Source organism: Chryseobacterium sp. Leaf404 (genome assembly GCF_001424145.1).
Classification (GTDB): domain Bacteria; phylum Bacteroidota; class Bacteroidia; order Flavobacteriales; family Weeksellaceae; genus Chryseobacterium.
This window is the reverse complement of record NZ_LMQM01000010.1, coordinates 815978-830411: the sequence shown is the minus strand read 5'-3', so window position 1 is coordinate 830411 and position 14434 is coordinate 815978. Positions and strand designations below refer to the sequence as shown.

General features: G+C 35.3%; 14 protein-coding genes. 10 read left to right on the top strand and 4 right to left on the bottom strand.

What is annotated here, in order from left to right; all coding sequences use genetic code 11:
• Window positions 1–3: 3 nt before the first annotated feature.
• Together ASG31_RS09520 and ASG31_RS09515 are read right to left on the bottom strand one after the other, a co-directional pair.
• Window positions 4–1089 carry an efflux RND transporter periplasmic adaptor subunit gene (locus tag ASG31_RS09520; RefSeq protein WP_056031169.1) on the bottom strand — a complete coding sequence of 362 codons (1086 nt, stop codon included), beginning with the start codon at window positions 1087–1089 and terminating at the stop codon, window positions 4–6.
• Between the two features lie 110 nt (window positions 1090–1199).
• Window positions 1200–1658, bottom strand: a complete 459-nt coding sequence (locus ASG31_RS09515; RefSeq protein WP_056031167.1) for a hypothetical protein — start codon at window positions 1656–1658, stop codon at window positions 1200–1202.
• A gap of 424 nt (window positions 1659–2082) precedes the next feature.
• On the opposite strand from ASG31_RS09515, the gene ASG31_RS09510 reads away from it, so the two are divergent.
• The 6 genes from ASG31_RS09510 to gldG all read left to right on the top strand — a co-directional run bounded on the left by ASG31_RS09510 (window position 2083) and on the right by gldG (window position 9311).
• A complete protein-coding gene (locus ASG31_RS09510; RefSeq protein WP_056031164.1) occupies window positions 2083–2760 on the top strand; it encodes a TIGR02117 family protein in 678 nt (225 codons plus the stop codon).
• A gap of 580 nt (window positions 2761–3340) precedes the next feature.
• The gene (gene kbl, locus ASG31_RS09505; protein WP_056031162.1) at window positions 3341–4537 is read left to right on the top strand and encodes a glycine C-acetyltransferase; all 1197 of its coding nucleotides are present in this window, start codon (window positions 3341–3343) and stop codon (window positions 4535–4537) included.
• Between the two features lie 201 nt (window positions 4538–4738).
• On the top strand, window positions 4739–5938 hold the full coding sequence (locus ASG31_RS09500; RefSeq protein ID WP_131725527.1) for a hypothetical protein: 1200 nt from the start codon (window positions 4739–4741) through the stop codon (window positions 5936–5938).
• A 94-nt stretch (window positions 5939–6032) separates the two neighbouring features.
• Window positions 6033–6590, top strand: coding sequence for a CopD family protein (locus tag ASG31_RS09495; protein WP_056031157.1), 558 nt, complete (start codon window positions 6033–6035; stop codon window positions 6588–6590).
• Between the two features lie 321 nt (window positions 6591–6911).
• Window positions 6912–7640 carry an ABC transporter permease subunit gene (locus ASG31_RS09490; protein WP_056031154.1) on the top strand — a complete coding sequence of 243 codons (729 nt, stop codon included), beginning with the start codon at window positions 6912–6914 and terminating at the stop codon, window positions 7638–7640.
• A 3-nt stretch (window positions 7641–7643) separates the two neighbouring features.
• Complete coding sequence (gldG, locus tag ASG31_RS09485) at window positions 7644–9311, top strand: gliding motility-associated ABC transporter substrate-binding protein GldG (protein ID WP_056031152.1); 1668 nt, start codon at window positions 7644–7646, stop codon at window positions 9309–9311.
• A 61-nt stretch (window positions 9312–9372) separates the two neighbouring features.
• Here gldG and ASG31_RS09480 read toward each other — a convergent pair whose 3' ends face one another.
• Together ASG31_RS09480 and ASG31_RS09475 are read right to left on the bottom strand one after the other, a co-directional pair.
• A complete protein-coding gene (locus ASG31_RS09480; RefSeq protein WP_056031149.1) occupies window positions 9373–10242 on the bottom strand; it encodes a tetratricopeptide repeat protein in 870 nt (289 codons plus the stop codon).
• 91 nt (window positions 10243–10333) lie between these two features.
• Entirely contained in the window at window positions 10334–10762 is a 429-nt protein-coding gene (locus tag ASG31_RS09475) for a DUF4268 domain-containing protein (protein WP_056031145.1), read from the bottom strand.
• A 164-nt stretch (window positions 10763–10926) separates the two neighbouring features.
• On the opposite strand from ASG31_RS09475, the gene ASG31_RS09470 reads away from it, so the two are divergent.
• The 4 genes from ASG31_RS09470 (at window position 10927) to ASG31_RS09455 (ending at window position 14421) form a co-directional block, all read left to right on the top strand.
• Window positions 10927–11334 (top strand): RrF2 family transcriptional regulator, encoded by a 408-nt coding sequence (locus ASG31_RS09470; RefSeq protein WP_056031138.1) that lies wholly within the window; start codon window positions 10927–10929, stop codon window positions 11332–11334.
• Window positions 11335–11418: 84 nt separating this feature from the next.
• Window positions 11419–12111, top strand: coding sequence for a phosphoadenylyl-sulfate reductase (locus tag ASG31_RS09465; protein WP_056031136.1), 693 nt, complete (start codon window positions 11419–11421; stop codon window positions 12109–12111).
• Window positions 12112–12136: 25 nt separating this feature from the next.
• Window positions 12137–13045 (top strand): sulfate adenylyltransferase subunit CysD, encoded by a 909-nt coding sequence (cysD, locus tag ASG31_RS09460; protein ID WP_056031133.1) that lies wholly within the window; start codon window positions 12137–12139, stop codon window positions 13043–13045.
• A 134-nt stretch (window positions 13046–13179) separates the two neighbouring features.
• Complete coding sequence (locus ASG31_RS09455) at window positions 13180–14421, top strand: sulfate adenylyltransferase subunit 1 (protein ID WP_056031130.1); 1242 nt, start codon at window positions 13180–13182, stop codon at window positions 14419–14421.
• Window positions 14422–14434: the final 13 nt, after the last annotated feature.

The following is a 14434-nucleotide window of genomic DNA, read 5'->3' as shown; positions in this document are numbered from 1 at the left end:
TGGTTACTCTGCGTACAGATCAAGATTTGACAATACTTTCTGTGGAGCGATGAACTGGGTTTTGATTTTCTGGTTTTCTGAAACCATTCTCAAACCTTCCAGTAAAATTCTGTCATCTTTCTGCAATCCGGACTGTACGACGTAGATATGCGGAAGTTCTGCAGCAACCTTGATTTCACGGGCTTTTACAACGTTGTCTTTTGTGATGACGTACACGTATTTTTTCTCAAGCTCTTCATAAGTTGCTTTTTGAGGAATCAACATCGCATTTTTGAATGGAGTGGTGATCATGATGTTTCCGGTCTGTCCGTAACGCAGGAGTTTTTCTGGGTTTAAAAATGTTGCTCTGTAGGCGATATTTCCGGTTTCATTGTCGAAATCTGATTCGATGGTTTCCACGATTCCTTCCTGCGGAAACATTTCACCATTTGCCATCTGAAGTTTTACGTGAAGCTTTTCTCCATTTTTACTGTTTCCCAACTGGCTTAAATATTCAGCTTCAGGAACATTAAAGTAAACCCACATTTTGCTGTTGTCTGAAAGTTCGGTAATCAAATCACCGTCATCGACAAGACTTCCTACTCTCACGTGAAAACGACCAACGATTCCGCTGAACGGAGCACGGATTTCTGTAAACTGAAGGTGCGTCTGCATCGTGGCAACTTCTGCCTGAGCTTTTTCGTATCTTGCTTTTGCCATTGCCTTTTCCTGAGGAGCAACAATATCTTTATCGGCAAGATTTTGAGTGTTTTGATATTCAATTTGCGAATATCTGGCTTCTGCCTGAGCTTTGCTTACATCTGCCTGATAGAGATTTGCCTGAATTTTAAAAAGGATCTGACCTTTCTGTACAAACTGACCTTCGTCAACGTACACTTTTTGAATATAACCTTTTTCCTGAGCCCGAAGCTCGATGTGATTGATAGAACGGATCTGCGCCACGTAGGCTTTATCGATGAGTGTGTCCTGTACGAGAGGACTTGTAATTTTGTAGGTCGTCGCTTCGGTTTTTTCCTCTTTTTCAGAATGACAGCTTGCCAAAACCAAAGACAGACACATGCTTACATACATAAGACTTTTCTTAACCATTATCATGAGTAAGTTTTTTTTACGGTAAATTATTTGAAATAAATTGAGAATACTTCTGCGACACCAGATATTGATGTGCAGGAAAGTTTTAGTAAAAAATACTCATGAAATCACAATCTGAAAACGCTGTACTGAATATACAGTGGATCTACAGGAAAGTTTTGAAAATCTGAATGTGCAAAGTAAACCGCACTTTTGTTGGTGTGAAATGTATTGACAAATGCAAAAATGGCAGTCCGCAGATCTGCTTTTGCAATTTTTGAAAGTTCGGAATTGGATTCTGTTTCAGAACTATCTTCTTCCTCAGAATCATAGTCTGTCGGTTCCCCTAAAATGTTCTGCTGCTGAGGATAATCTCGTGTGTATTGAGAAGAACTTCTGTGCGGAACTGCAAATTTATTGTGTTGGGAATGCTGTTTTTTTTCTGCAGATGCACTGCGGAAAGTAGGAATCTCTTTTTTGGAAAATGCCTGTGCGACGTGTTTGCGACTGTGCAGAGAACCCGTGCCTCCGCAAGCCAGAATCACAAGCAGTAAAAAGAAAAAATATTGGTAGAGACTTCTTTTCATTCCGGGGACAAAGGTAGATAATGCTTTAATTTTGAATTTAAACTAAAGATTAAAAAAATATTAAAAATGATTATTGCGGAGATTTTTAGGGAGACAATTCCCTGAAAACTGCTGAAAGACAGTTTTTTGTGTAAAAATAAAAGGGGTTAAAATTCCTGACAATATTTTTTGATATTGTCAGTTCCCTTTCAGAGAACGTAGAAAAAAGAATTTATCTGGCCAGGTAAAGAATTAAGTAAGAAAAAAATCAGCGTCTTGTCTGCTTTCTTTTTGGCGCAATTTTCACTCTTAACTTAAATTTTTTCTGAGATTTGCTTTTTTTCTGCATATTTGTGGAGATTTGTTTTCTAAAGATAAAAAATTCTCATCTTTTCGCAAAACTTTTCGTGTAAAACTATTTGTGAAATTTTATTAATAATTCAAGATGAAAAAAATGATCTTTATTCTGTTAAAAGTAATAGGAATATTGTTAGGTATTATTGTCCTTTATGCTATGTTGGCGTGGCTTTTACCATACATTGAAATTTCAGAAAAGAAAACCAACGATCCTAAAAATATCCCGATCTACATCTACACCAACGGCGTGCATACAGATATTGTGATGCCTGTGAAAAATAATATTAAAGACTGGAGCGAAAAAATCAGTTTTGAAAACGTGAAATCAAAGAAAACTGACTATAAATATGTGGGAATAGGATGGGGTGACAAGGGTTTTTATCTGGATACGCCAACGTGGGCAGACCTTAAAGCTTCAACGGCTTTCAAGGCAGCTTTCTGGTTGAGTGAATCTGCTATGCACTGCAGTTTTTACAATGAAATGAAAGAAGCAGACGACTGCAAAAAAATAATGATTTCTGAAAAACAATATCAGGATTTGGTGAATTTTGTTGATGCTAAATTCGATAAAGATGCCAAAGGAAATTATATGTTTATAAAAACCGATGCAGTTTACGATGATAATGATGCCTTCTACGATGCAAAAGGAACTTACAGTTTTCTGTACACCTGCAACACGTGGTCAAATGATGCCCTGAAAGCTGCCGGACAAAAAGCTGCATTCTGGACGGCTTCCGATCGGGGAATTTTCCAGCATTATCAATAATTTATAAAGTCAAATGATTTGCTGTGGAATAATTTAATTTTTCTATAAATAGTTTTTTAAAGAAATTAATTATATTTTTATTCAATTAATTTTAAAAAAAATACTATGAAAACTTTAAAATTATTAATTATTTCGGCTTTTTTTCCTGTCGTTGGGATTCAATCTCTCCTGTAATTCCGAAAAAACAAAATCTTTAGAAGAGACCTCCTGGAAAGGGATGGCAAATATCCCCGAACCGAATGAAATTGTGGTGAAATTTACCAAAACACATTGCGAAGCTTATTTAAAAGATGCGATGATTGAAAGTATGAAATAGACTCAAAATGGAAATGATATTTTTTTTGAAAAGGTTTCCGGCGGACCGCCCTGCGCAGTAGGTGCAAAAGGAAATTACACTTTTGAGATTATGGGAGAAAATATCCATTTTTCATCTGTTGATGATAAATGTGTGAACCGGGCAAATACATTTAAAGAAGCTGTTTTTACAAGACAGAAGTAAGATAGAGAAAAATTAAACTTACAAAGACTTCCGCACAGAGGTCTTTTTTGTTAAATTAGCACACCTAAAATTTATCAAAAAATGATCTCTAGAAAGTATCTTGAAAACCTACAGAACGAATTACAGAATATCGAAATTGATGGTCTTTTTAAAAAGGAAAGAATCATCACGTCACAGCAAAGTGCCGAAATAGAAGCCAACGGCAAGAAACTTCTGAATTTCTGTGCCAACAATTACCTTGGTTTATCAAACAATCCTGATGTGATAAAAGCATCTCAGGAAATGATACAGTCTCACGGTTACGGGATGTCTTCTGTACGTTTTATCTGCGGAACTCAGGATATTCACAAGCATTTGGAGCAAAAAATTGCTGACTTTTTAGGTCTTGAAGATACCATTTTGTATGCAGCGTGTTTTGATGCCAACGGCGGAGTTTTCGAACCACTTTTTACTGAAGAAGATGCGATTATTTCAGATGAATTGAACCACGCATCGATTATTGACGGCGTTCGTCTTTGCAAAGCAGCGAGATACCGTTATAAAAATAATAATATGGAAGATTTGGAAGCTCAATTAATTGCTGCTTCAGAAAAAAATCACAGATTCAAAATCATCGTTACAGACGGCGTCTTTTCAATGGACGGAATTGTTGCTGATTTAAAAGGTGTTTGCGATTTGGCAGATAAATACGATGCTCTGGTAATGGTAGACGATTCTCATGCAACAGGTTTTATCGGAAAAACAGGTCGTGGAACACACGAAGCCAATGAAGTAATGGGTAGAGTAGACATCATTACATCCACTTTAGGGAAGGCTTTGGGCGGTGCTTTGGGTGGATTTACGTCGGGTAAAAAAGAAATCATCGATATGCTGAGACAGCGTTCGAGACCGTATTTATTCTCAAATTCATTGGCGCCCGGAATTGTTGGGGCAGCTTTGAAAGTTTTGGATATGATTTCAGACGATACATCGCTTCGTGACAAGGTAATGGAAAATGCAGAATATTTCAGAACTCAAATGAAATCCAAAGGTTTTGATATTCCTGATGGTGATGCTGCGATTGTTCCGGTGATGCTGTACGACGCACCTTTGGCTCAGAAAATGGCTGAAAAGCTGATGGATGAAGGCATTTACGTAATCGGATTCTTCTATCCCGTTGTTCCCAAAGGAAAAGCGAGAATCAGAGTTCAGCTTTCTGCGGCTCATACCAGAGAACACTTGGATAAAGCAATTGCAGGTTTTGAGAAAGTAGGAAAGGAGTTGGGAGTGATTTCCTAAACTTTTAATTTAAAGATATTTGACGGAGTTTCATTTTTTTGAAATTCCGTTTTTTTATTTCTTCGATTTTAAATATTTAAGCTATAATTATCGTTATAAAAAATAAAAAACACCATGATTGAAAAACTGTTTTTGATAACCTTCTTAATCGTCTTCAATACAGCGCAGTCACAAAGATCTTCGGCTTGTAAATGCAGTTTGTTGACTAAATACGAAGACAGTGTTCAGGCAAGCTACTCAACTTCGGAAAAACTTATTGAAAATACAAAATTGAAAAGCAATGCACTTAAAAAAAGATTCGATTTTATAAAAGTGCAAACAGTGAAAAACCCTGCTTCAATAGACGCTGTTGTAGATTCTTTGGAATTGGAGTACAATAAAGCAATTTTAAATAAAGTACCCGATTCAATACTTGGATTTTATAAAATAGAAGATTCACTCTCTAAACTTGCTTTTCAGAGAAAATATTATGAGATACCAAGGCCTTTAATTATTAAGACAGGAAAAATTGGTAGAAAAATCGGAATTCTCTATGTTTTAAAACATTCTTTCAATCCTGCATATTATTTGAAAATTTCAAATGACGAAGGGAAGACTTGGAAGAATTATTTTACAGGTCTGTATAAAGAAAGTAATTTTGTTTTTAAATCTAATTCAAATTTTCTGTTATGGAAAGATGAAAATCATTTTCAGATTGAGGCAGATATTGTAAGAATGACAGAGCCGTTATCTCTTCCGGGTGGCGGTCCGGTTTATGAAACGGTTAAAAATAATGCGTTAGTAGTCATTAATTTAAAAGAAATTTTAAAAGACAGTGACGAAGATGGATGGAATGATTTGGATGAAATAATGAATTATTTTACAAATCCTTTTTCGAAAGATTCTGATCGTGATGGGATTTCCGATTCTGAAGATTTAAATCCTAAGTATGCTACCGTCGAAAATGATTTTACTAAAATTTTTGAAGCTATTATTTATGGAAACTACACTCTTTTAGAAACAGAAAAAGCGTGGGAAGATGCTTTCGAAGTAGATATTGAAAATTTCAAAAATGATATTAAAAAACAGCAGGAGGAGTTAAACAAACAATCTTCTACTAGGCCGAAAGATTTTGTAGATAAGCTAAGAGTGAGAATAATTGTTACTGACGACGAAAATTTACTGAGAATAAATACTTATGGTGAAAAAGTAGTTTTTTTAACATCAAAAGAATATCAGGAATTTCAAAAAACAAGTCCTTTTAACATACTTGTCCAACGTTACAGTAAGATGTTTAAATGTCTTGATTTGAAAGATACTTATATTTTAGAATTTGATGAAGTTGCTTATGGAAAAACTTATTTAATAAAGAAAAGTAAAAAAGGATATATTGTTACAGTAGTTGGTGGTTGGGAAACCTGAAAAATTCTTCAATCATTACTATTTTATCCTAAAGATTTCAGATTAAATTCGCTTTTTTTCTGAAATAACTTATCTTTGCCCACAAATTTTTACGATGCTGTATACCATCATCAAGGCTTTGCACATTATTTTTATGGTCTCTTATTTTGCGGGAATTTTTTATCTCGTCAGAATTTTTGTGTACTATAAAGATACCGATGCCTTTGATGAAACGAAAAGAAATATTCTCAGAGAACAATACACCTTCATGGCGAGAAGACTCTGGAATATTATTACCGTTCCGGCTGGTGTCATCATGACTGTATGCGGTTTAGTTATGATCTTTTTGAATTTTAATTTAATGAAAACGCCGTGGTTTCATTTGAAATTAACATTCCTCATCGGATTGGCTGTTTACCATTTCTGGTGCTGGAAAAAAGTATTAAAATTAAAAGCCCTCAACGGAAATACGCTTGAAACTGCAAATATAAAACTGAGACAGGCCAATGAAATAGCCACTTTTATATTGTTTCTGGTCGTGTTCACAGTAATTTTAAAATCAATGGTTATCGAATATTGGTGGCAATTAATCTGCGGATTTTTCGTTCTTGTATTTTTGATTATGATGACGGTGAAGTTGGTGAATAAAGGAAAAGGAAAAAGAGACAAGTAAAAAGGAAAAAGAACCAAGTTGAAAGTCTTGCTGACAACACAAAAACACTTAATGTTTAATGTAAAAGGCTCAAACTTGAGCAAAATAGATTCAGATTTGAATCAAAAATATTCAACGTTCACTGTCAAATATTCAAATTTGAGTATAAAGGATTCAATTTTGAATCAAAAAAACTCAATAGCGAGTAAAAATTTTGATTTTCGATCTGAAAAGTATCGAAGATGATTTAATAAGTAAAGAAAATGGTTAAAATTGAGATGCCACATTCCTCGTAATGCCGCAATAATCTCAAATATCAAACCTCAAATATCAAATTAATTTATGTTTGCAATTTTAAAAAAGGAACTTTGGAGTTATTTCGGGAACTGGAGCGCGTGGATTATCATCGCTGCTTTCAGTCTGATAACGACGCTGTTTCTGTTTTTCTTCGAGAATGATTCCAATATTTTCGACATTGGTTCTGCTTCGCTGCAGAGCTATTTCGTTTTGGTGCCGTGGCTTTTAATGTTTATTATTCCGGCATTATCGATGAAGACTTTTGCTGAGGAGCAGCAAACCGGAACATTAAACTGGCTGTTTTCACAACCGCTGAAAATATCAGATTTAGTTACAGGAAAATTTCTTTCGGTTTGGGTTGTCGGGATTTTATGTTTAATTCCTTCACTCATTTACCTTTATACAGTCTATGTTTTAGGCGTGCCCACCGGTAATATCGATATGGGAATGACGATGGGAAGTTATTTGGGTTTAATCATATTGATCGCAGCTTTCGCAGGAGTCGGGATTTTGGCCTCATCCATTTCCCAGAACCAGATTATGGCTTATTTACTGGGGGTTTTCATGTCTTTCATTTTGTATTTCGGAATCGAACAATTGGCTAGCTATAAACTTTTAGGAGGTGCAGATTTTATTCTTCAGAATGTAGGTTTTTACCAACACTTCCTGGGTTTTACAAGAGGTTTGATCGACTTTAAAGACGTTGCCTACTTTATTTTGATTATCGGAATTACATTGTTTTTGTCTAATTATTTTATCACCAAAAAGAAGTAGAACATGAAGAAGATAGAATTTAAATCGCACCTCGGAATTTTACTTTTTGTAATTCTGCCGTTGGTAATTGTACTTGCTTTTTCAGGTATCAGATTAGACCTTACCAAAGAGAAAAGATACACGCTTTCAGACAGCACCGTTAAAGTTTTGGAATCCATCAAAAAACCTGTGATGGTGGAAGTTTACCTTGAAGGAGATTTTCCGGCAAGTTTCAGACAGCTTCAGAATGAAACCAAATTTATGCTGGAAGAGTTCAGGAAAATTAATTCAAACGTAGATTTCAGGTTTACAGATCCTATTAAAAACAGAATTCCTGAAGACACCCTGATGGCCATGGGAATGCAGAAATCTATTCTTCCGGACGAAAAAGAAGGAAAGATTACGCAGATTGAAGTTTATCCTTATGCTGTTGTAAAGTATCAGGGAAGAGGGATTTCGATTCCTTTAATTGTACACCAGAGTAATATCAATGCTCAGGATCAGTTGAGAAAATCAATAGAAAATCTGGAGTATAATCTTGCATCAAACATCAAAGCTGTTGCAACGGATGAGAGAAAGAAAATTGGTGTTTTGGTGAATCAGGACGAGCTGAGTCCGTCTGAATTTGAAAGTTTCATGCAGATTGCCAATGAAAATTATCAGGCAGGGCCGGTTATTCCAAAAAATACAAAAGAACTTTCACTGGAAGATCTGCCGATGCTGAAACAGATGAATGCTTTAGTAATCGCCAAACCACGGAAAGCCTTTACAGACGGCGAAAAGCTGATCCTCGACCAATACATTATGAACGGCGGAAAAACGCTGTGGATGATTGATGCTGTAAATGCTGAAATGGATACACTGACGAGGTCTAAAAAACTCATGCCTTTCCCTGTAGATATTAATATGACAGACTTCTTTTTCAATTATGGTTTAAGATTAAATCCGGCTTTGGTGAAAGATGTTAAAAAGTATGCTCTGATGAAAATTGTTACGGGTGAAATTAATGGAAACCCGCAGTTCAGCAGTCTTCCGTGGCCTTATTTTCCTTTGGGAATTGCTGAAAACAACAATCCGATTACTAAAAATATCAATCCCGTAAAATTTGAATTTCCGACATCGATTGATACTTTGGGCGGGAAAAAGTTTAAAACAAAGGTTCTTTTTGAATCCAGCGAGAGAACTTTACTGAAACAGGTTCCAAACTATGTTGAGTTAAAGGAAATTGCGAGTGTCGACAGCCTCGGGCAGATGGAAAGACCAAGTACACCGAAGATTTTTGCGGTGGCTTTGGAAGGTAAATTCAATTCCGCGTACGCTTCAAGAATTGAAAGAAAAGGCTATCCTAATTTTAAATCTGAAAGTCCGGAAAACAAAATGATCGTGATTGCAGACGGAGATTTAGCAAGAAACAAAATTGTAAAAGGTCAGCCATTACCGCTTGGAATCGACAGGCTGACAGATGAACAGTTCGGAAACGAGCAGTTCCTCAGAAATGCCCTCGACTATCTCCTGGATGACAGCAATCTGATAGAACTGCGAAACAGAAACATCGAAGAGCGTCTTCTAGACAGGTACAGAATCACAGAAGAAAAAGCAAAATGGCAGTGGCTGAATTTGCTGCTTCCATTAGCAATCATCGGACTTTTAGGAGGATTATTCTTCTGGCTGAGAAAGAAGAAATTTGGATAATTATATAGAAAAAGAGAAACTTGCGGGTTTCTCTTTTTTTGTGTTATAAAAAAAATAATAATTATAGATTTTCTAGATCTTTCAGTAAATTTTCGGGATTATACTCGTAACCTTCTGGAAGTTCTGAATTGTTGTCAAGAAAGTACTCAAAATATAAGGGTGGCAAACCTACCGATTTCCTTCTTTTATCAAGATTTTGTATATCATAATATTCTGTATTTCCATTTAAATTTCCCAAACTACGCAAAGTGTATATCGCTCCTTTGCTCTCTTTGTTTAGATATGCATCAAATGACTTGTCGAACTCTTCAAAATCAACAAAAAAATCTTTATTCACATTATCTTTTTTAATTGCATTTTCCAGATAAGGCTTAAAAAAATCCCAGACAAATTTTCGATCATTAGAAATTCCGCGGTGATGCCATAATAAAACCCAACCGCGTTTTTCCCAACCATATTTTTTGGTTAATTCCATCAGCTCTGTGATATTTGTTGAATCGGTTTTTCTAGCTAATTTATTGAAAAGCTCATCATTTTCTCTTACAAGTTGATCCTTAGCAATAAGATTTTGAATTTCCATGTATGCTTTAGGATTTTTAAGTGTACGGAAATACTGATTTTCTAAATCGTCATATTGAGCTAAAACATCTTTAAATTCTTCATAATCTTTATAACGTTGAAGACTTTCAAATTCCTTAATGAAATCGATAGGAGCTAACTGGTTTGAAATACTTTGAGCAAGCAATTTTTTTGCAGTTTTATTATTTTTTAACTTAAATGCAATTGTGGCAGCGGTAAGATATTCGTAGCTGGTTGGAGTTTTAGGATTGATTTTAATAGCTTCTAGATAATTAGCCAAGGCTTTCTTATCATCATTTTGATGAGCATAATACTTCGCTAAGTATATTTTGCTTTTTTGATTTAAATACATTCTGTGCAGACAGAAAACTGAATACCAACAGAATCAATATTGTTAATTGTTTTTTCATTTGTGTTTTGCTTTTATTTTTTAAAATTAACTATTAAACATCCTTTATAAAATCCTCATACTCATAATAAAACCTTTCAAAACCATCCATTTTTTCAACAAAAAACTCGAAGGTTTCCTGCCATGTATTTTTGTTAAAAACAGAAACTCCTTCTTTTTCTACCCAGATTCTGCTGATGACTTTTCCGTTTTCGAGAGTGTAAAATTCTTCTTTATGAAAATCGCCGATGAAATCTTTCAGAATGTCTTCCAACGACCAGATCTTGTTGTAATACGCATCTCTGAAAACTTCATCCTTCATTTCGATATCCAGAGAAACTTCGGCTTTTTTATTGTCGGCGGAAAATTTAAACGAAAAATCCTTGATTTTGGTATTGTACAAAATCCATTTTCGCGGAAATGATTTCCCGAATGCCGTCCAAAATTCTTTCTTTAATTGCTGTGCTTCTTCTTTACTGAACATGAGACAAAGATAATATTTTTGCTGGAAGAGGGAAGCTGGAAGCTTGAAGTGAAAATAATTGTAAATAAAATTCACAGGATTAATCTAAGCTCCCTTATGCTTCGTGCTCCCATCTTCAACCTTCCACCTCCTAACATCCAACTTTTTTTCCTATTTTTGCTGTAATGCTGTCAAAAAAATCTCAATATGCTTTTAAGGCACTTTCATATCTCGTGGAAAAGAGAAATGAAGGCCCAATTCTTATTTCAGAAATTGCAGATCACAAGAAAATTCCATTGAAATTTCTGGAAAATATTCTCCTCGAACTGAAAAAAGCAGACATCCTCGACAGTAAAAAAGGAAAAGGTGGCGGTTATCTTTTTAAAGAAAATCCTCAGAATGTAAGTCTTGCAAAAATTATCAGGCTTGTCAACGGTCCAATTGCAATGCTGCCGTGTGTAAGTCTCAATTTTTATGAAAAATGTGCCGACTGCAACGAAGATCACTGCAGTTTACACGATGTTTTAATTGAAGTAAGAGACGCTTCACTGAAAATTTTGGAGGAAAAAACATTATTAGATTTGAAAGATTAATCTGTCTTTTATTTAATTTTAAAAGTCTACTTATTTGGTAGGATAATATTTTTGTTGGATATTTGCTGGTATCAAACAGAAAAAATGTTTTCAAAAGAAGATATAAACACCTTACAGCAGCTCACTTTAGAAGACGGATTACAGTTTATTTCGTCTAAAATTTCAGAAGGAATTGTTTTCTCAACTTCACTTGGTCAGGAAGATCAGGTTATTACCGACGCTATTTTTAAGAATGATTTGCCGATTAAAGTTTTCACTTTAGATACGGGAAGGCTTTTTTATGAGCACTACGATTTACTTTCAAAAAATAATTCACGTTATAAAAAAACTACAGAAGTTTATTTTCCTGAATCTGCAGATGTAGAAAAATATGTTGTTGAAAAAGGAATCAACGCTTTCTATCATTCCGTAGAAAACAGAAAAGAATGTTGTTTTATCCGAAAAGTAAAACCACTGAACCGTGCTTTGGGATATGCCAAAGTCTGGATTACCGGACTTCGTGCTGAACAGTCAGAAAACCGGGAAAATATGCCAATTCTGGAGTGGGATGATGAAAGAAATTTATACAAATACAACCCTTTAATCAATTGGACTTATCAGGATGTTTTAGATTATTTAAAACAAAATAATGTTCAGGAATTGTCCTTGCACAAAAAAGGCTTTATCAGCGTTGGTTGTCAGCCTTGCACAAGAGCCATTGAAGAAGGCGAAAATCCGCGGGCCGGAAGATGGTGGTGGGAAACTTCACAGAAAGAATGCGGTTTGCATTCAAATTAATTCAAATTTAATCTTTCAAATCATAATGAGTGACTATACATTAAATTATCTCGAACAATTGGAAGCCGAAAGCATTTACATTATGCGTGAAATTGCGGCTCAGTTTGAAAAACCAGCCTTGCTTTTCAGTGGTGGTAAAGATTCGATTACACTGGTTCATTTGGCGAAAAAAGCTTTTGCTCCGATGAAAATTCCTTTTCCATTTGTACATATTGATACAGGACACAATTTTCCGGAAGCATTGCAGTTCAGAGATTACTTTGCTGAAAGGCTGGGAGCTGAACTGATTGTAAGAAAAGTTGAAGACACGATTAAAGCTAAAAATTTAACCGAACCCAAAGGAAAATTTGCATCAAGAAACTGGTTGCAGACGCATACTTTATTAGATACGATTGAAGAATTTCAGTTCGACGCGTGTATTGGCGGAGCAAGAAGAGACGAGGAAAAAGCAAGAGCAAAAGAAAGATTTTTTTCTGTCCGGGACGAATTCGGACAATGGGATCCAAAGTTACAGCGTCCGGAATTGTGGAATATCTACAACGGAAGAATCAATAAAGGTGAAAATGTAAGAGTTTTCCCAATTTCAAACTGGACTGAATTGGATGTCTGGAATTATATTAAGAAGGAAAATATTCAATTGCCATCCATTTATTTTGCTCACAACCGTGATGTGATTGAGTTTGACGGACAGTTGATAGCGGTTTCAGATTTTATTCAGATTGATGAAAATGATACGATTGTTAATAAAAAAGTACGTTACAGAACTGTTGGTGATATGACTTGTACTGCCGCCGTTGAAAGCTCTGCTGAAACTTTGGATGATGTTTTAAGCGAAATCACCGCGTCCAGAATCTCCGAACGTGGCGAAACCCGAATCGACGACAAAGCAACAGAAGCAGCAATGGAAGACAGAAAAAAAGGAGGATATTTTTAAGCCGTAAGCTGGGTGAGGGAAGCTGGAAGTTTATAAAGCGAAGTTTTAAAATTAATGTTAAAATCAAATTTGTTTTCACTCTTAACCTTAACCTAATTACCCATTACCAATTACTCATTACTAATAAAATAAATGTGGACATACTAAGATTTATCACCGCAGGAAGTGTAGACGACGGGAAAAGCACCTTGATTGGCAGACTGCTCTACGACAGCAAAAATATACTGATTGACCAGCTTGAAGCTTTGGAAAAACAGTCCAAAAATAAAAACGAAAACGGAATTGACCTTGCAATTCTTACTGACGGTCTGAGAGCTGAAAGAGAACAGGGAATCACGATTGATGTCGCTTACCGGTATTTTTCAACACCGAAAAGGAAATGTATTATTGCCGACGCACCAGGACATATTCAGTACACCAGAAATATGATCACGGGAGCTTCCAATTCGCAGTTAATGGTGATTCTGATTGACGCAAGGCAAGGCGTGATTGAGCAGACAAGAAGGCACTCGATTATTGCCTCATTATTAAAAATGAAAAATGTCGTGGTTGCCATTAATAAAATGGATTTGGTAAATTATTCTGAAGAAATTTACAATGATATCAAAGCTCAATACGATTTAGTTGCTAAAAAACTGAAGCTTGAAAACGTCAGTTATTTTCCGATTTCTGCTTTTCATGGAGATAATATTGTTTCAAAATCTGAAAAAACGGATTGGTACAAAGGCAAACCTCTTTTAGATTTTCTTGAAAATGTTGAAATTTTTGAAGATCAGGCCAATGAAAATCCCAGATTTCAGGTGCAGTATGTGATTCGTCCGCAAACGGATGAATTGCATGATTACAGAGGTTATGCAGGAGAAGTGATTTCAGGAATTTATCGAAAAGGAGATGAAATTACCGTTCTTCCGCAAAATATTCAGACAAAAATTTCAAAAATTGAAACCGGAGGAAAAGAAGTAGATTTTGTATTTACCAATCAGCCTGCCGTAATTCATATTGAAGATAATATCGACATTAGTAGAGGTGATTTCTTAGTAAAAACCGACCTTCAGCCTAAAGTTGAAAATGAGCTGGAAGCCATTGTCTGCTGGCTTGATAAAAAAGAACTGAACGAAGGCAACAAATATTTCATTCAGCATAAAAGTAAAACGGTAAAAGCCATCATCAAAGAAATCGAATACAAAATTGATGTGAATACGTTAGAGCAAACTCCGATTGCAGAAAGTATTAAGCTGAATGAAGTCGTAAAATTAAGATTTAAAACTGCTTCACCTTTGGTTTTTGACAGTTTTGAAGACAGTAAATCAACCGGAAATGCGATTCTGATTGATGAAACGAGCAATTCTACCGTTGGCGCGGTGATGATTTTGTAATTTTAATTAAACA